The following is an 18054-nucleotide window of genomic DNA, read 5'->3' as shown; positions in this document are numbered from 1 at the left end:
GCCGTTCGCGCGTACCCCCGAGTGCCCCCTTCATAACCGCCGTACGGGTGATCGTGCGGCGGAGCGGCGGTGCCCGCCTCCCCCGCGCCCCCGTCACGGCTAGAAAGAGCGCAGCACCGCTCATACGCACACAAACCATCAGGTGATGCCGTGAATCCGCACAAGGGACGCATTCCCGTCCTGGATGTCCGCCCGCTGATCGACTGCGGCCGCCATCCCGCGAAAGCGGTGGTGGGCGAGACCTTCGAGGTCTCGGCCACCGTGTTCCGGGAGGGGCACGAGGCGGTGGGCGCCAATGTGGTGCTACGCGATCCGGCCGGGCGGCCGGGACCGTGGACGCCGATGCGCGAACTGGCCCCGGGCACCGACCGGTGGGGCGCCGAGGTCACCCCGGACGCCGAGGGGCTGTGGACGTACACCGTCGAGGCGTGGGGTGATCCGCTGGAGACCTGGCGGCACGCCGCCCGGATCAAGATCCCGGCCGGGATCGACTCCGAACTCGTCCTCTCCGAGGGCGCGGAGCTGCACGAGCGGGCCGCGAAGGGCGTGCCGAAGCGGGGCGGTCACCGGGAGGCGGTCCTCGCGGTCGCGGACACCCTGCGCGACGTCGCACGGCCGGCGGCGGTGCGGCTCGCGGCGGCGCTCGCGCCCCGGGTCCTCGCGCCGCTCGGCCGCCATCCGCTGCGCGAACTGGTCACCGCTTCCCCCGCGTTGCCGCTGCGGGTGGAACGGGAGCGGGCCCTCTACGGCTCCTGGTACGAGTTCTTCCCGCGTTCGGAGGGGGTACGGAAGGTCCGCGGCCGGACCGTCCCCGGCACCTTCCGTACGGCGGCGAAGCGGCTGTCCGCGATCGCGGCGATGGGCTTCGACGTGGTGTACCTGCCGCCCGTCCATCCGATCGGCACCACCCACCGCAAGGGCCCGAACAACGCGCTGACGGCGGGCCCGGAGGACGTGGGCGTGCCGTGGGCGATCGGCTCGGCCGAGGGCGGGCACGACGCGATCCACCCGGACCTGGGCACGCTCGCCGACTTCGACGCCTTCGTGGCCCGGGCGCGCGAACTGCGCCTGGAGGTCGCGCTGGACTTCGCCCTCCAATGCTCGCCGGACCATCCGTGGGTGACGGAGCGTCCGGAGTGGTTCCGGCACCGCCCGGACGGCACGATCGCGTACGCCGAGAACCCGCCGAAGAAGTACCAGGACATCCATCCGCTGGACTTCGACGCGGCGGGCGACGGGATGGCCGGGATCGTCGCCGAGACGGTGCGGATCCTGCGGCACTGGATGGACCACGGGGTGCGGATCTTCCGGGTGGACAACCCGCACACCAAACCGGTGGTGTTCTGGGAACGGGTGATCGCCGAGATCAACGGCACCGACCCGGACGTGATCTTCCTGGCGGAGGCGTTCACCCGGCCCGCGATGATGCGCACGCTCGGCGCGATCGGCTTCCAGCAGTCGTACACCTACTTCACCTGGCGCAACACCAAGTCCGAACTCACCGAATATCTCACCGAGTTGTCCGGCGAGTCGGCGGCTTCGATGCGGCCCAACCTCTTCGTGAACACCCCGGACATCCTGCACGCCTATCTCCAGCACGGCGGCCGTCCGGCGTTCGAGGTACGGGCGGTGCTCGCCGCGACCCTCTCCCCCTCCTGGGGCATGTACGCGGGGTACGAGCTGTGCGAGAACACCCCGCTGCGCGCGGGCGGCGAGGACTACCTGGACTCGGAGAAGTACCAACTCCGGCCGCGCGACTGGAAGTCGGCGGAGCGGGACGGCACCTCGATCACCCCGCTGATCACCTCCCTGAACCGGATCAGACGCCGCCATCCGGCCCTGCGCCGACTGCGTAATCTCACCTTCCACACCACCGACAACGAGGCCGTGATCGCGTACAGCAAGCGCTCCGGCACGGACACCGTCATCGTGATCGCCAACCTGGACCCGCACCACACCCAGGAGGCGACGGTCTCGTTGAACATGCCGGAACTCAATCTCGCCTGGCACGGGACCGCGCCGGTGCGCGACGAGATCACCGGCGAGACTTATCACTGGGGCAGGACCGCCTACGTACGCCTGGAGCCGGGTGTCGCTCCCGCGCATGTGCTGGCCCTGCGACCGTCCCCGCAGACCGGAGGGTCACCCGCATCATGACCACTGTCAACGAACCCGTCCCCGACACCTTCGAGGACACCCCCGCCAAGGACCGCGATCCCGACTGGTTCAAGCGGGCGGTCTTCTACGAGGTCCTGGTCCGCTCCTTCCAGGACAGCGACGGCGACGGGGTGGGCGATCTGAAGGGCATCACCTCGCGCCTGGACTATCTCCAGTGGCTGGGCGTGGACTGCCTGTGGCTGCCGCCCTTCTTCAAGTCCCCGCTGCGGGACGGGGGTTACGACGTCGCCGACTACACCTCCGTGCTCCCGGAGTTCGGCGATCTGGCCGACTTCGTGGAGTTCGTCGACGCGGCGCACGCCCGCGGCATGCGCGTGATCATCGACTTCGTGATGAACCACACGAGCGACGCGCACCCGTGGTTCCAGGAGTCGCGCAGCGACCCGGACGGGCCGTACGGCGACTACTACGTCTGGGCCGACGACGACAAGCAGTTCGCGGACGCCCGGATCATCTTCGTCGACACCGAGTCGTCCAACTGGACCTTCGACCCGGTCCGCGGGCAGTACTACTGGCACCGCTTCTTCTCGCACCAGCCGGACCTCAACTACGAGAACCCGCGGGTGTGCGAGGAGATCCTGTCCGCGCTGCGGTTCTGGCTGGACCTCGGCATCGACGGCTTCCGGCTCGACGCGGTCCCGTACCTGTACCAGCAGGAGGGCACCAACTGCGAGAACCTGCCCGCCACTCACGCCTTCCTCAAGCGGGTCCGCGCGGAGATCGACGCCCACTACCCGGACACGGTCCTGCTCGCCGAGGCCAACCAGTGGCCTGAGGACGTGGTCGACTACTTCGGCGACTTCCCGTCGGGCGGCGACGAGTGCCACATGGCGTTCCACTTCCCGGTGATGCCCCGCATCTTCATGGCGGTACGGCGCGAGTCGCGTCACCCCGTCTCCGAAATCCTGGCGAAGACCCCGGCGATCCCGGCGGGCTGCCAGTGGGGCATCTTCCTGCGCAACCACGACGAGTTGACCCTGGAGATGGTCACCGACGAGGAACGCGACTACATGTACGCCGAGTACGCCAAGGACCCGCGCATGCGGGCCAACATCGGCATCCGGCGCCGGCTCGCCCCGCTGCTCGACAACGACCGCAAGCAGATGGAGCTGTTCACCGCGCTGCTCTTCTCGCTGCCCGGATCGCCGGTGCTGTACTACGGCGACGAGATCGGCATGGGTGACAACATCTGGCTCGGCGACCGGGACGGGGTGCGCACCCCGATGCAGTGGACACCGGACCGCAACGCGGGCTTCTCCTCGTGCGATCCGGGCCGGCTGTTCCTGCCCGCGATCATGGACCCGGTCCACGGCTACCAGGTGACCAATGTGGAGTCCCAGACGGCGTCGCCGTCCTCGCTGCTGCACTGGACCAAGCGGATGATCGAGGTGCGCAAGGAGAACCACGCCTTCGGACTCGGCTCGTACACCGAACTGCCCTCGTCGAACGGGGCCGTCCTCGCCTTCCTCCGCGAAGCCCCCGCCGAGGAGGGCAGGGAAGCCGATCTGGTCCTGTGCGTGCACAACTTCTCCCGCTTCGCCCAGCCCACCGAGCTGGACCTGCGGCGGTTCGCCGGGGCGCGGCCGGTGGAGCTGATCGGCGGGGTGGAGTTCCCGGCCGTCGGGGAGCTGCCGTATCTGCTGACGATCGGCGGGCACGGCTTCTACTGGTTCCGCCTGAAGCCCCCGTGCTGAGGCCTGTCTGCCGAGGCCCCCTCCCGAAGTCCCTCTGCTGAAGCCCCCGCCGAGGGGCTTGGCCCCGGCCCGCGCGGTGCGGGTCCACTCCCCGCACCGCGCACTCGCCCGCCCCGCACCGCGCGCTCCCCCGCCCCGTACCGCGCGCTCTCACCGCCCGCCCCGCCACGCCCCGGCGCCCCGCGCCCCTCCCCCGGTCGGCCCGCACCCATCCGGGCCCCTCCCGGCCATCCGGGCACAGCCGACAGGCCAAACGGATCTTCCCCCTCCGACACGTCCCCCACAGCCGGACACCCCGCGCCGCCATCCGGGACACTCGGCGCATTTGAGAGCACACCCATACAAACGCCACCCGTCTGCCGTGGGGAAAGGACGCGTCGCCATGCCGGAGACCGCATCCGTCACCGAGTCCACCGGCCCCCGGGCCACCCTCCTTTCCACCCTCGCGCCCCTGCTGCACGCCTGGCTGCCCCGGCAGCGCTGGTTCGCGGGCAAGGGCCGCCCGGTCACCGGCTTCGCCCTGGAGTCGGCCACCGAGCTGCTGCCCCTCGACGGCCCCGGTCCCGGCCTGCTGCATCTGCTGGTCCGGGTCGAACAGCCGGGCCGGCCGCCCGGCACCCCCGCCGACTGCTACCAGCTGCTGCTCGGCATCCGGCGGCAGCTGCCGCCCCGGCTCGCCCACACCCTGATCGGGCGGATCAGACAGGGCCCGCTGACCGGACGGATGGTCTACGAGGGGCTGCGCGACCCCCGGCTCGCCGGGCTGCTCTACGAGCGGCTGCGCACCCCCGGCCGCACCGGCCCGCTGCGCTTCCACACCGATACCGCGCTGCCGCCCGCGCTCGCGCCCCGGATGCTGGACGGCGAACAGTCCAACTCCTCGCTGGTCTTCGGGGATTCGTACATCCTGAAGATCTTCCGGCGGGTCTCGGCGGGCGCCAACCCGGACCTGGAACTGCCGCTCGCCCTCGCCCGGGCCGGCTGCGCGCGGGTCCCCGCCCCGGTCGCCTGGTTCGAGTCGGGCGCGGCGACCCTCGGGATGCTCCAGCCGTATCTGCGCGGCTCGCGGGACGGCTGGCGGCTCGCCCTCGATGCCCTCGCCGACGGACGGGGCTTCACCACGCAGGCGCACGCGCTCGGCCGGGCCACCGCCGAGGTGCACCTGGCGCTGGCCACCGCGCTGCCGACCGAACGTCTTGAACGGGATCGGGTCGAGGGTCTCGCGGCCGTGATGGGCACCCGTCTGGACGCCGCCGCGCAGGCGGTGCCGGCGCTGGTGCCGTACGTCCCGGGACTGCGGGCGGTGTTCGCGGCGGCCTGCGGCGCGACCGGCACCGGCCTGCTCCAGCGGGTCCACGGCGATCTGCACCTCGGGCAGACGCTGCGCGGCTCCGACGGCGCGTGGACGGTCATCGACTTCGAGGGCGAACCGGCGATGCCGCTCGACGAACGGCGTACCCCGCACCCACCGGTCCGCGACATCGCGGGCATGCTGCGCTCCTTCGACTACGCGGCCCGCAGCCACCGGCCGTGGAACCCCGACTGGTCGGCCCGCTGCCGGGACGCGTACTGCGCCGGCTACGCGAAGGCGGCGGGGACGGACCCGCGCGACGACCCGGCGCTGCTGCGGGCGTACGAGACGGACAAGGCGGTCTACGAGGTCCTCTACGAGGCCCGGCACCGGCCCGACTGGCTGCCGGTCCCCATGGCGGCGATCGCCCGGCTCGCGACGGAGCCATGACCTCCCGCGCGCCCCGCGGAGCCAGGGCACCCGGCGCCACGACACCCCGTGCACCCGTACACCCGTACATCCAGAGCCGGAGCACCCCCGAGCCAGGACACCCCGGCGCCACGACACCCCGAGCCACGGCACCTCCGACCCATCGCGCCCCGGAGCCACCACACCGGCGGACCCCGCCCCACCCCACCCCCACCCAGGAGGCACTTCCGGTGACCGCCCCCACCCCCGCCCGACCCGCCCGGACGGCCCGCCCGGCGCCGGCCCTCGACCCCGACGACCGCGCCCGGCTGCTCTCCGGCGCGCACCACGACCCGCACGCGCTCCTCGGCGCCCACCCGGTGAAGGGCGGGATCGTCTTCCGCGCCCTGCGCCCGTGGGCGAAGGAGGTCGCCGTCCTGCTCCCCAAGGGCCGCCGGATCCCGCTCGTCTCCGAGGGCGACGGGCTGTTCTCGGCGCTCGTCCCCCGGCTGCGCGTGATCCCGGCGTACGAGCTGCGGATCCGGTACGACTCCGCCGCCGAGCTCGCCGTCCACGACCCGTACCGCTTCCTGCCCGCCCTCGGCGACCTCGATCTGCATCTGATCGGCGAGGGCCGGCACGAGGAGCTGTGGACCGCGCTCGGCGCGCGGGTCATGACCCACGAGGGCACGCCGGGCACCCGGTTCACCGTCTGGGCGCCGAACGCCCGAGGGGTCCGGGTCGCCGGCGACTGGACGCACTGGGACGGCACCGCCCTGCCCATGCGCTCGCTCGGATCGACCGGTGTGTGGGAGCTGTTCGTACCGGGGGTGGGCGAGGGCGCGCTGTACAAGTTCGACATCACCCGCCCCGACGGCAGCCACACCCTGCGCGCCGACCCGATGGCCCGGCGTACCCAGTGCCCGCCGGACACCGCGTCCGTCGTGACCGACGACCACCATGTCTGGCAGGACGCCGGGTGGCTGGAGCGGCGCGGCGCGCGCCCGCACCACGAGGCGCCGATCTCGGTGTACGAGGTCCATCTGCCGTCCTGGCGACCCGGGTTGACATACCTCCAGCTCGCCGAGCAACTGCCGCCCTATGTCGCCGATCTCGGCTTCACCCATGTGGAGTTCATGGCCGTCGCCGAGCATCCCTTCCACGGATCCTGGGGCTACCAGGTCACCGGCTTCTACGCGCCGACCGCCCGGATGGGCACCCCCGACGACTTCCGCTTCCTCGTCGACGCACTGCACCAGGCCGGAATCGGCGTCCTGATGGACTGGGTACCGGCTCATTTCCCGCGCGACGACTGGGCGTTGGCGGAGTTCGACGGACGTCCGCTGTACGAGCACGAGGACCCGCGCCGCTCCGCGCACCCCGACTGGGGGACCCTGGAGTTCGACTACGGCCGCAAGGAGGTGCGCAACTTCCTGGTCGCCAACGCGGTGTACTGGTGCGAGCGGTTCCATCTGGACGGGCTGCGGGTGGACGCGGTCGCCTCCATGCTCTACCTCGACTACTCGCGCGAGGGCGGCGAGTGGCTGCCCAACGAGTTCGGCGGCCGGGAGAACCTGGACGCGGTGGCCTTCCTCCAGGAGATGAACGCCACGCTGTACAAACGCTGTCCGGGAGTCGTCACCTTCGCCGAGGAGTCGACCGCCTGGGACGGGGTGACGCGGCCGACGAATCAGGTGGGGCCGGGCGGCTTCGGCGGTCTCGGCTTCGGCCTGAAGTGGAACATGGGCTGGATGCACGACTCCCTCGGCTACATGACCAAGGACCCGGTGCACCGCAAGTACCACCACCACGAGATGACCTTCTCGATGGTCTACGCGTACAGCGAGAACTACATCCTGCCGATCTCGCACGACGAGGTCGTGCACGGCAAGCGGTCGCTGGTGTCGAAGATGCCGGGCGACTGGTGGCGCCGGCGCGCCGACCACCGGGCGTACCTGGGCTTCATGTGGGCCCACCCGGGCAAACAACTCCTCTTCATGGGCCAGGAGTTCGCCCAGGGCTCGGAGTGGTCGGCGGACCACGGCCCGGACTGGTGGCTGCTCGACCCGTCGTACGGGGCGGAGGCCGACCACCGGGGCGTACGGGACCTGGTGCGCGATCTGAACACGGTGTACGCGGCGACGCCCGCGCTGTGGGAGCGGGACACCTCGCCCGAGGGCTTCGCGTGGATCGCGGGCGACGCGGCGGAGGACAACGTCTTCGCCTTCCTCCGCTTCGACGCGAGCGGTTCACCGCTGCTCGCGGTCTGCAACTTCTCGCCGGTGGTGCGGCACGACTACCGGCTCGGGGTGCCGGACAGCGTCGCGGCCTGGCAGGAGGTGCTGAACACGGACGCGGCCCGGTACGGGGGCGGCGGCGTCACGAACACCGACCCGGTGAAGACCGAGTCGGTGCCCTGGCACGGACGGCTGACGAGCCTGCGGACGACACTGCCGCCACTGGCGACGGTGTGGTTCAAGCCCGCTTGATCCGGGGCTGGTTGGGGTCGGTGGCGGCCTGACCGCGCGGTCGGGCGGGCCAGGTGGGCCGGGACCACCCGCACAAGGGTCCCGGCCCGCTGTCCCGGACCGCGTACTCGGACCGCGCACTCAGGCCGCGCACTCAGACCGCCCGGCGGACGATCCCGAGCCGCTGGGTGGCCCGGGTCAGCGCCACGTACAGGTCGTTGACGCCGTGCGTGGCACCGTCCCGGATGCCCTCCGGGTCGACGACGAGGACGGAGTCGAACTCCAGGCCCTTGGCCTGGCGGGGGTCGAGCAGCACCACCCGCCGGGTCAGATCGGGCTTGGTGCCGTACGCGGCGCCGGGCAGCGCGGCGACGAGCCCGGGGTGCAGCTCGTCGGGCGCGATGACCGCGAGCCGTCCATCGGTGTGCGCCGCGAGTTCCGCCGCGACCGCGTCGGCGGTCTCCTTCACCGGGTCCTCGGCCGTACGGTCCCACGGCTCGACGCCGGTGGAGCGGACCGAACTCGGCGGCTCGAAGTCCGGGTCGGTGTCGCGGCGTACGGCGGCGGCCACGGCCATGATCTCGGCCGGGGTGCGGTAGTTGACGCCGAGCCGGACGTGCTCCCAGCGGTCCTCGACGTACGGCGCGAGGATCCGCTCCCAGGAGCCGACGCCTGCCGGGTCGCCGGTCTGCGCGGGGTCGCCGACCAGGGTCATCGAACGGGTCGGGCTGCGGCGCATGAGCAGCCGCCACATCATCGCGGACAGCTCCTGCGCCTCGTCGACGATGATGTGCCCGAAGGCCCAGGTCCGGTCGGCGGCGGCGCGTTCGGCGGCGCTGCGGTGGTCGGCCTCCTCCTGGCGGTCGGCGAAGCGTTCGGCGTCGATGATGTCGTGCGCGGACAGCACCTCGGAGGCGTCCTCGTCGACCTCCGTCTTGTCCTCGAACTCGTAGGTGCGGGAGGCGAACGACACGTCGAGGACGCCCTGCGCGTAGGCGATCCGCTTCTGCCGCTCGGCCTCCTCGGCGGCGCGGGCGGCGGAGTCGTCCTCGCCGAGGAGTTCGGCGGCCTCGTCGAGCAGCGGGACGTCGGCCGGGGTCCAGGCGCGCGGGCCGCCGTCGTCGGAGCGCCGGATCGCGGCCAGGTCGGCCGGGTCGTCCAGGTGGGTGGGCTCGGCGAGGTAGTCGGCGAGGAAGTCCTCGGGGGTGAGGGCGGGCCACAGGCCGTCGAGGGCGGCGTGGACGTCGGGGTTGGCGGCCACTCCCTTGGCGAGCTGGGCGCGGTCGTCGGGGCCGAGGAAGTTGGGGCCGCCGTAGGGGTCGGCGCCGATGCGGTCGGCGAGCTGCTCGGCGAGCGCGTCGAGGATGTGGAAGACGAAGTACGGGCGGGCCAGGTTGTGCGGGAGGCTGGTCTCACGGGCCTTGTGGCGGGCTTCGAGGGCCATGTCCCAGTCGACGATCAGGTCGCCGTCGTCGTGCGGGACGATCAGCGGCGCGTCGCGCTCGGGGACCTGCTGCCGGTCGTGTACGGCGGCGGCCAGCGCCCCGGCCATGGCGACGGAGCCCTTGACGGCGGCGGCGCGGGGGCTGTCGGTGCCGGTGGCCTCGACCCCGGGGAAGAGCTCACCGGGGGTGGCCAGCAAGACGCCGGTCTCGCCGAGGGAGGGCAGCACATTGCTGATGTAGCCGAGGAAGGCGGGGTTGGGGCCGACGATCAGGACGGCGCGCTTGGCGAGCTGCTCACGGTGGGCGTACAGCAGATACGCGGCGCGGTGCAGCGCGACGGCGGTCTTGCCGGTGCCCGGGCCGCCCTCGACGACGAGCACCCCGCGGTGCGGGGAGCGGATGATGCCGTCCTGCTCGGCCTGGATGGTCTGCACGATGTCGTGCATCCGGCCGGTGCGGGCGGCGTCGAGCGCGGCGAGCAGCACCTCGTCGGCGTCGCGGTTCTCGTGGCCGGTACGGGTGGCGTCGGCGAGGTCGAGCACCTCGTCGTGGAGCGAGACGACCTCGCGGCCCTTGGTGGTGAGATGCCGGCGACGGCGCAGGCCCATGGGGGCGTAGCCGGTGGCCAGATAGAAGGGCCGGGCGACGTCGGCGCGCCAGTCGACGACGAGCGGGGTGCGGTGCGCGTCGTCGGCGCGGATACCGATCCGGCCGATGTGGTGGTCGCGGCCGTCACGGAACACCAGCCGGCCGAAGCACAGTCCGCTCTCGCCCGCGTCGAGCGCGGCGAGCAGCCCCGACTGTTCGGCGACCAGCACGTCCCGTTCCAGGCGCGCCTGGGCGCTGCCCGCGCCGGGGGCGGCGAGGGCGGCGGCGACGCCCGCCTCGGCCTGGTCCCGCAGGTCGTCGAGACGAGCGTAGAGCCCGGTGATGAATTCCTGCTCTTCCCGAAATTCCTCGGTTGACAATTCGACTCCCGACGAGATACAGTACTTTTAGGGATGGTTCCCGTGCCATTTTCGTATCGGACACGGAAACAACCAATATACGTGACGCGGTACCCCGGATGTCCATTCTAAGTCCGGGGTATTTTTGTGTCCCATGGGAAGCAACCCGGACGACTCGGCGGCCTTTGCCGCGGCCCACGCCCTGCTGATCCGCCAGGGTGCCGACACCCTCCCCCACCCCGGCGGCACTCTTCTCGCCCATCTCACGCGGGTGGAATCCCGGCTCACCGGCTGGAACGCCCGCCCGGCTCTGCGTCTCGCCGGTCTCTGCCACGCCTTCTACGGCACCGACGGCTTCGCCGAGAGCCTGCTCCCCCTGGAGCGGCGAGCCGAACTGGCGGCGGCGATCGGGGCGGAGGCGGAGGAAATCGTCCACTTCTACGCGAGCTGCGACCGGGAATTCTCCCACGCCGGCCTGCCCCGCGCCGACGGCCCCTTCCGGGACCGGTTCACGGACCGGACCTTCCTCCCGACCGCCCGGCAGCGCGCCGACTTCGCGGAACTCACCGCCGCCAACGAACTCGACCTCGCGGCCGTGAACACGGAATTCCGCGAACGCTGGGGCGGCCCGCTACTGCGTCTGTTCACCACCTGGCGGCCGCTGCTGAGCGAGGCGGCGCTCGCGGACGCGCGGGGGCTGCTCGGGCGGCCGGCCCCTCCCCGCCGAGGGTGAGCGGCCGGCCGTCGAGGTGGCCGCGATCGACCTGCCCACCTGCCGACCCGCCGGATCCGGCTCGTCCCGCACCCGCACCTCAGCGGTAAATCCCGCGCGCGGCGGGACGCTCCCCTGTTAGCGTCGCCCGCATGAAGCGCGCCACCATGAACACGACGACGCCGGAGAGTGTCCCGGCGCGCTGACAGCTGTCTTTGTCTTCGAGCCCCGGGGCGAGTGCCCCGGGGCTCGAAGCGTTCTCCGGCCCCTTCCCCGGGCACCCGCTCCCCCACGAAACGAGGAGTGAGTGACCATGAGCGAGTCCGCGAACCAGGCCGCGAGCAAGGTAGGGAGCGAGGTCGGGAACCTCGTCGACCACCGCCGGCTGGGACGGGAACTGGAGCTGTTCGACACCGATCCGCTGATCGGCGCCGGGCTGCCGTACTGGCTGCCGGACGGGGCCGTCGTACGGCAGGCGCTGGAGGACTACGTACGCGAGGCCGAACGGCGGGCCGGCTACCGGCATGTGTACTCGCCGGTGCTCGGCAAGCGGGAGCTGTACGAGATCTCCGGGCACTGGGCGCACTACAGCGACGACATGTTCCCGCCGATGGAGATGGGCGGGGAACAGTTCGTGCTCCGGCCCAGCCTGTGCCCGCACCACGCCGTCATCTTCCGCTCCCGCGCCCGCAGCTATCGGGAACTCCCGCTGCGGATGGCGGAGTTGGGCGGCATGTTCCGATCCGAGATGTCAGGGGTGCTGGGCGGGCTCACCCGGGTACGGGGCATCCAGCTGAACGACGCGCATGTCTTCTGCACCCTCGACCAGGTCGCCGAGGAGGCCGCCGGGGCACTCGCGCTGATCCGTGAGGCGTACGCGGCGATGGGCATCGTCCCGGTACGGTACCGGCTGTCGCTGCCCGGCCCCGGCGGCAAGTACGTCGCGGCGCCCGGGAATTGGGAGCGGGCGATCGGCCTGCTGCGCCGGGCTCTGGACTCCTGCGGCCTCGCGTACGAGGAGGGGGAGGGCGAAGCCGCGTTCTACGGGCCGAAGATCGACGTGCAGGTGGCGGATCCGGCGGGCCGCGAGTCGACACTTTCCACCGTCCAGGTCGACTTCCACCAGCCGGAACGGTTCCAACTCGCGTACGTGGGGCCCGACGGCGCCCGGCACCGGCCCGTGATGCTGCACCGATCGGTGATCGGCAGCGTGGAACGCGCCGTCGCCCACCTCGTCGAGCACCACGCGGGCGCCTTCCCCACCTGGCTCGCCCCGCTCCAGCTCGCCGTCCTGCCCGTCACCGACGCCGAGCACGACGCCGCCGCCCGTTTCGTCGCCCGCTGTGCGGAACGGGGCCTGCGCGCCGAGGTCGCCGGCCCGGAACGCGGCACCCTGGGCGCCCGTATCCGCGCCGCCCGCCTCGCCCCGTACCAGGTGATCATCGGCGCCCGCGAGGCGGCGGCCGGCGAGGTCTCCGTCCGCCTGCGCGACGGCCGCCGGCTCGACCCGATGCCGGCGGTCGAACTCGTCGATCGTGTACGTGAATTGGCGGAGGCGTACTGGACCGGACTGTGGGACGAGGCGACTCCTGGAGCGGATGCGCCTCCTGGTGGGACCGAAGCTCACATCAGGCTCTGAACAACGGCCGGAAGCGCTCACGAAGGCCCGTCGGGGGCATCCTGCGGACAAGGCGATGAGCCTGTTCGAAGGGGGACGGGGATGACGGGGACACGACGTGGCAGAGAAGTCGGCGAAATCGGTGACGAGCTGGGGGTGTACGCGTACGCCTATCTCGCGGGTGGTGGGCGACGGGTCGCGCAGAGCGCGGCCCTCTCGCTCACCGAGCGCGGGGTGCTGTCCTTCAGGGTCGGCCGTCTGCGGGTGATCGGCGACGAGCAGCCCACGCATCCGGTGGAACGCGCGGTGATCGCCGCCTGCCCTCGGAGCAGGCCCGCCCGGGAGGTGGTCGACGCCGCCGCGGCCTCCCCCGAGATCGGCGAACTCGCTCGGGGGCTGGTCGCCCTGGGTCTGATCGGAAGCCGGCGGCACCGGCCCACCCGGGCGGGTCGCCGGTGTCTCGCGGCCGTCGCCGCCGAGGGCCGCCTCCCCGCGTACGTCCTGGCCGGCCCCGCCGCACTGGACCCGCGCCGCCACCCCACCCCGTACGGCCCGGTCGGCTTCCAGACCCTCCCCACGGGCCTCGGCCGCACCCTGATCCGCATGGGCCTGGCCCTCGACCACGAAGGCGACCACCACACGGGCGGTGGGGGCGGCGGCGGATGGAGCGGCGACCACTTCGGCGGCGGGGGCCACTTCGGCGGCGGATGGAGCTGCGGAGGCGGCGGAGGAGGAGGCGGGGACTGACCCGGGTACGGAATAAGCGGGGCGCCCCCGTCCGTACCGCCAAGCCCCCGTCGCCCCGGACAGCACAGCGCCGGACAGCACGGCGCCCCCGGTCGCGAGCGGAGGGCTCGCGGCCGGGGGCGCCGTGTCGTTCCGGTCGGCGGGATCAGACGCCGGCGGTGGCCTTCGTGTCGCCGCCGCCCGCACCGCGCTGGTCCGGCACGTCGGCGCCGGCATCGGCGTCGGCGTCGGCCGGGGCGCCGTGGCCGTCGTCGACGAGGGTCGTCTCGTCGAACGGGACGCGGCCGGCCAGCACCTCGGCCGCCCGCTCCTTGTCGATCTCCTTGGTCCAGGTGCCGACGAGGACGGTGGCGACGGCGTTGCCCGCGAAGTTGGTGAGGGCGCGCGCCTCGCTCATGAAGCGGTCGATGCCGACGATCAGGCCGACGCCGTCGACCAGCTCGGGACGGTGCGACTGCAGACCGCCCGCGAGGGTCGCGAGGCCGGCTCCGGTGACGCCCGCCGCACCCTTCGAGGCGATCACCATGAAGACGAGGAGCGAGATCTGCTCGCCGATCTTCAGCGGGCTGCCCATGGCCTCGGCGATGAAGAGCGAGGACATCGTCAGGTAGATGGCGGTGCCGTCGAGGTTGAAGGAGTAGCCGGTGGGGACGGTGATGCCGACGACCGGCTTGGAGACGCCCAGGTGCTCCATCTTCGCGATCAGGCGCGGCAGCGCCGACTCGGACGAGGAGGTGGACAGGATCAGCAGGAACTCCCGGCCCAGGTACTTCAGCAGGGCGAAGATGTTCACCCCGGCGATCAGCCGCAGCAGCGTGCCGAGGACGAGGAAGACGAACAGCGCGCAGGTGATGTAGAAGCCGATCATGATGACGGCGAGCGACTTCAGGGCGTCGACGCCGGTGGCGCCGACCACGGCGGCCATGGCGCCGAACGCGCCGACCGGGGCGGCCCACATGATCATCGCGAGGATGCGGAAGACGAGCCGCTGGATGTGCCCGATGCCGCGCAGCACCGGCTCGCCGGCCTTGCCCATCGCCTGGAGCGCGAAGCCCGCGAGGAGCGCGACCAGCAGCGTCTGGAGGACCTCGCCCTCGGTGAAGGCGGAGACGATCGTCTTCGGGATGATGCCGAGGATGAAGTCCGAGGTGCTCTCGCTGGCGCCCTGCGCCTGCGCGGCGCCGGCCTCGGCGAGGTCCTTGGTGAGGTGGAGGCTGGAACCCGGCTCCAGGATGTTGCCGACGACCAGGCCGATCGCCAGCGCGACCGTGGACATGATGAGGAAGTAGCCGAGGGCGAGACCGCCGACCGCGCCGACCTTGGCGGCCTTGCGGACCGAGCCGACGCCGAGCACGATCGTGCAGAAGATGATCGGCGAGATCATCATCTTGATGAGATTGACGAAGCCGGTGCCGATCGGCTTGAGCTCGACGGCGACGCCGGGCGCCAGGAAGCCGACGGCGATGCCGAGCAGGACGGCGCCGATGACGGCCAGATACAGATAGTGGGTGCGGTCCCGTCGGGCTGCCACGGGTTCCCTCCTCGTACTCGGGGGCGTCCATCTCGCGGTGGACCACCGCACTATCCATCAGCCTGTGACCGCCGTCACCCTTGCGTTCGTTTCGTTCACAGAACGATTCGGACACACCGTATGTGGGAGCAAATGGACCGAGGCAGACTTGCTCGCATGCGCTTCCCCCTCTCCCGGCCCCGTAGCCTCGCTGGTCAGCTGTTCGCCATGCAGGTCGTACTGATGGCCGCCGTCGTCGCGGGATGTGCAGTATTCGCGTATGTAACGGATCGCGAACAGGCCGAGGAGACCGCGCGCCGCCAGTCGGCGGCCACCGCGAACGCCGTCGCCGCCTCACCCACGGTGATCGACGCGGCGCGGGCGGCGGACCGCTCGGGCGGGACGGGCCGGGGAGCGGACGGGCCGTCGGGGGCGGGGGCGGGAGCGGGTGCGGTGGTGGGACCGGGAAGCGCGGATCCGACCGCCGGCCTCCAGCCGTACGCGGAGTCCCTGCGGCTGCGAACAGGGGTCGACTTCGTCGTCATCATGGCGCCGGACGGAACCCGCTGGACGCATCCCCAGCCGGACCGGATCGGCCACACCTACCTCGGTCACCTCGAACCCGCCGCGCACGGGGAGGCCTTCTCCGAGACGCATGTCGGCACCCTCGGCGTCTCGGTCCGCTCGGTCGCCCCGGTCACCGCCGACGGCCGGGTGATCGCCCTGGTGAGCGCGGGCATCACCATCGACCGGATCAGTGAGCAGGTACGGGAGCAGGTCACCGCGCTGCTCGGGATGGCGCTCGCGGCGCTCGCGGCCGGCGGCGCGGGGACGTACGTCGTCAACGCGCGGCTGCGCCGTCACACCAAGGGGATGAACGCGACCGAGCTGAGCCGGATGCACGACTATCACGAGGCCGCGCTGCACGCGGTGCGCGAGGGGCTTGTGATGCTGGACGGGCAGCGGCGGATCGCGCTGATCAACGACGGCGCGCGGGTCCTCCTCGGGCTCCCCGAGGAGGGGGCCCGGGACGCGGACACCGGCACGGGCTCGAACTCCGGCGCGGCCACGGCCACGGCCACGGCCACGGATGTGGTCGGGCGGCCGGCGGCCGAACTGGGGCTTCCGGCGTCGCTCACCGGCGCGCTGCTGTCCTCGGAGCCTCGGGTGGACGAGCTGCATCTGACGGACGAGCGGGTGCTCGTGGTCAACACCCGGCCGGTGGTGGGCGGCGAGCGGCGCGGCACCGTGATCACGCTGCGGGACCGTACCGAGCTCCAGGCGCTGTCGGGCGAGCTGGACTCGGAGCGGGGCTTCTCGGAGGCGTTGCGCTCGCAGGCCCACGAGGCGGCGAACCGGCTGCACACCGTCGTGTCCCTGATCGAACTGGGCCGGGTCGAGGAGGCCGTCGGTTTCGCCACCGCCGAACTGGAACTCGCGCAGGCCCTGACCGACCGGGTGGTGAGCGCGGTGGGCGAGCCGGTCCTCGCGGCACTGCTGCTCGGCAAGGCGGCGCAGGCCAACGAGCGGGGGGTCGAGCTGGTCCTGGCCGAGGACAGCCGGATCGACGACGGGGTGCTGCCGGTGGCCCTGGCCGCCCGCGACCTGGTGACGATCCTCGGCAACCTGATCGACAACGCGGTGGAGGCGGCGGGCGGCGCGCCCGCGGCGGCCCCGGGCGACGGGACGGTGTACGAGGACACGGTGGCGTACGGGGAGCCTGTGCCGTACGAGGAGCCTGTGCCGTACGAGGACACGGTGCCGTACGACCACCAGGCGCCGTACGACCACCGTTCGGACACGGCCCGCCAGGCGGAGACGGTGTACGGGGCGGACACCGCGTACGTGGACGGTTCGGCGTACGAGAAGGAGACCCGCGACCCCTCCGCCGTGCCGCCGCCGCTCCTCGCGGGCATCCCCGCCCCCCGCGAGCCCCACCCCGCCGGCCCCCCGGCCGGCGCCGACAGCACCTCGGCCGCCACCCCGGCCATCGGCCCGCCCGCCCCGACCATCCCGCGCGGCCCCCGGGTCACCGTGACCGCCCTCGCCGAGGACGGCGAGCTGCTGCTGCGCGTCGGCGACAACGGCCCCGGGGTACGGCCGCAGGACCGCGCCGCCGTCCTCGACCGCGGCTGGTCCACCCGCGGTGCCGGCCGGGGGCTCGGCCTCGCGCTCGTCCAGCAGGCCGTCACCCGCGCCTCCGGCACGCTGACGCTCGCCGAATCGCCGCTGGGCGGTGCGGAGTTCACCGTCCGGCTGCCGCTGGCCCGGGCCGCCGCCGGGGAGGTGCGCGCGTGAGCGGTCAGGAGCCCGCGACGGCCGGCATCCGGGTGCTCGTCGTCGAGGACGACCCCGTCGCCGCCGACGCGCACGCGCTGTACGCGGGCCGGGTGGACGGGTTCCGGGTGGTCGGGGTGGCGCACACGCGGGCCGCCGCGCTGCGGATCCTGGACCGGATGCCGGTGGATCTGATCCTGCTCGATCTCTATCTGCCGGACGGCCACGGGCTCCAACTGCTGCGGGCGCTGCGCGCCGCCGGGCACGCGGCGGACGTGATCGCGGTGACCTCGGCACGGGATCTGGCGCTGGTGCGGGAGGGGGTGTCGCTGGGAGTGGTGCAGTACGTGCTCAAGCCGTTCACGTTCGCCACGCTGCGGGACCGGCTCGGCCGGTACGCCGAGTTCCGGGCGGCGGCCGGGGAGGCGTCGGGCCAGGACGAGGTGGACCGGGCCCTGGCGACCCTGCGGGCGCCGCAGCCCGCCGCGCTGCCCAAGGGGCTGAGCGCGCCGACCCTGGCGGCGGTGACCCGTACCCTGCGGGCGGCCCCCGAGGGGCTGACGGCGGCGGAGGCGGGCGCGGACGTCGGCATCTCCCGGATCACCGCGCGCCGCTATCTGGAACACCTGGTGACCTCGGGCCGGGCGGTCCGGGCCCCGCAGTACGGGCAGATCGGCCGCCCGGAGCTCCAGTACCGCTGGCTCGCCGCGACCGACGCGGGCGGCCGCCGTCCGCGCGGCACGCACTGACACACCGGCG

At 72.5% G+C, this 18054-nt stretch carries 11 protein-coding genes; 9 read left to right on the top strand and 2 right to left on the bottom strand.

Annotated elements, in window-relative coordinates:
- The first annotated feature begins 150 nt into the window (after positions 1-150).
- The 4 genes from ACGFRB_RS09430 to glgB all read left to right on the top strand — a co-directional run bounded on the left by ACGFRB_RS09430 (position 151) and on the right by glgB (position 8060).
- Positions 151-2157 carry an alpha-1,4-glucan--maltose-1-phosphate maltosyltransferase gene (locus tag ACGFRB_RS09430; RefSeq protein WP_393241094.1) on the top strand — a complete coding sequence of 669 codons (2007 nt, stop codon included), beginning with the start codon at positions 151-153 and terminating at the stop codon, positions 2155-2157.
- Positions 2154-3872 carry a maltose alpha-D-glucosyltransferase gene (gene treS / locus ACGFRB_RS09425; protein WP_363001150.1) on the top strand — a complete coding sequence of 573 codons (1719 nt, stop codon included), beginning with the start codon at positions 2154-2156 and terminating at the stop codon, positions 3870-3872. The genes ACGFRB_RS09430 and treS overlap by 4 nt, the downstream gene beginning before the upstream one ends.
- Positions 3873-4254: 382 nt before the next feature.
- Positions 4255-5613 carry a maltokinase gene (locus ACGFRB_RS09420; RefSeq protein ID WP_363001152.1) on the top strand — a complete coding sequence of 453 codons (1359 nt, stop codon included), beginning with the start codon at positions 4255-4257 and terminating at the stop codon, positions 5611-5613.
- On the top strand, positions 5610-8060 hold the full coding sequence (gene glgB, locus ACGFRB_RS09415) for a 1,4-alpha-glucan branching enzyme (RefSeq protein WP_393241090.1): 2451 nt from the start codon (positions 5610-5612) through the stop codon (positions 8058-8060). Before ACGFRB_RS09420 ends, glgB begins: the two co-directional genes overlap by 4 nt.
- Before the next feature lie 133 nt (positions 8061-8193).
- Here the strand turns inward: glgB and ACGFRB_RS09410 are convergent, their stop codons facing one another.
- Positions 8194-10452 carry a HelD family protein gene (locus ACGFRB_RS09410; RefSeq protein ID WP_393241087.1) on the bottom strand — a complete coding sequence of 753 codons (2259 nt, stop codon included), beginning with the start codon at positions 10450-10452 and terminating at the stop codon, positions 8194-8196.
- Positions 10453-10585: 133 nt separating this feature from the next.
- Between ACGFRB_RS09410 and ACGFRB_RS09405 the strand changes: the two genes are divergently transcribed.
- From ACGFRB_RS09405 to ACGFRB_RS09395, 3 genes are all read left to right on the top strand, one after another.
- Positions 10586-11164, top strand: coding sequence for a DUF6817 domain-containing protein (locus tag ACGFRB_RS09405; RefSeq protein ID WP_393241084.1), 579 nt, complete (start codon positions 10586-10588; stop codon positions 11162-11164).
- A gap of 292 nt (positions 11165-11456) precedes the next feature.
- Positions 11457-12782: a threonine--tRNA ligase gene (thrS, locus tag ACGFRB_RS09400; RefSeq protein WP_393241081.1), complete on the top strand. Its 1326-nt coding sequence runs from the start codon at positions 11457-11459 to the stop codon at positions 12780-12782.
- A gap of 81 nt (positions 12783-12863) precedes the next feature.
- Positions 12864-13508 carry a TIGR04222 domain-containing membrane protein gene (locus ACGFRB_RS09395; protein WP_393241079.1) on the top strand — a complete coding sequence of 215 codons (645 nt, stop codon included), beginning with the start codon at positions 12864-12866 and terminating at the stop codon, positions 13506-13508.
- A 145-nt stretch (positions 13509-13653) separates the two neighbouring features.
- On the opposite strand, the gene ACGFRB_RS09390 is transcribed toward ACGFRB_RS09395, so the two are convergent.
- Positions 13654-15039, bottom strand: coding sequence for a cation:dicarboxylate symporter family transporter (locus ACGFRB_RS09390; RefSeq protein ID WP_393241077.1), 1386 nt, complete (start codon positions 15037-15039; stop codon positions 13654-13656).
- Between the two features lie 156 nt (positions 15040-15195).
- Between ACGFRB_RS09390 and ACGFRB_RS09385 the strand changes: the two genes are divergently transcribed.
- Together ACGFRB_RS09385 and ACGFRB_RS09380 are read left to right on the top strand one after the other, a co-directional pair.
- Positions 15196-17316, top strand: a complete 2121-nt coding sequence (locus ACGFRB_RS09385; protein ID WP_393241074.1) for an ATP-binding protein — start codon at positions 15196-15198, stop codon at positions 17314-17316.
- Positions 17313-18044, top strand: coding sequence for a response regulator (locus ACGFRB_RS09380; protein WP_363001168.1), 732 nt, complete (start codon positions 17313-17315; stop codon positions 18042-18044). The genes ACGFRB_RS09385 and ACGFRB_RS09380 overlap by 4 nt, the downstream gene beginning before the upstream one ends.
- Positions 18045-18054: the final 10 nt, after the last annotated feature.

Source organism: Streptomyces sp. NPDC048718, assembly GCF_043198875.1.
Classification (GTDB): Bacteria; Actinomycetota; Actinomycetes; order Streptomycetales; family Streptomycetaceae; genus Streptomyces.
This window is presented reverse-complemented; position numbering and strand designations above follow the sequence as displayed.

Coding starts and splice junctions, on each gene's coding strand:
- ACGFRB_RS09405 (WP_393241084.1), top strand. CDS start 10,586: ATGGGAAGCAACCCGGACGACTCGGCGGCCTTTGCCGCGGCCCACGCC.
- ACGFRB_RS09395 (WP_393241079.1), top strand. CDS start 12,864: ATGACGGGGACACGACGTGGCAGAGAAGTCGGCGAAATCGGTGACGAG.
- ACGFRB_RS09420 (WP_363001152.1), top strand. CDS start 4,255: ATGCCGGAGACCGCATCCGTCACCGAGTCCACCGGCCCCCGGGCCACC.
- ACGFRB_RS09385 (WP_393241074.1), top strand. CDS start 15,196: ATGCGCTTCCCCCTCTCCCGGCCCCGTAGCCTCGCTGGTCAGCTGTTC.
- treS (WP_363001150.1), top strand. CDS start 2,154: ATGACCACTGTCAACGAACCCGTCCCCGACACCTTCGAGGACACCCCC.
- glgB (WP_393241090.1), top strand. CDS start 5,610: ATGACCTCCCGCGCGCCCCGCGGAGCCAGGGCACCCGGCGCCACGACA.
- thrS (WP_393241081.1), top strand. CDS start 11,457: ATGAGCGAGTCCGCGAACCAGGCCGCGAGCAAGGTAGGGAGCGAGGTC.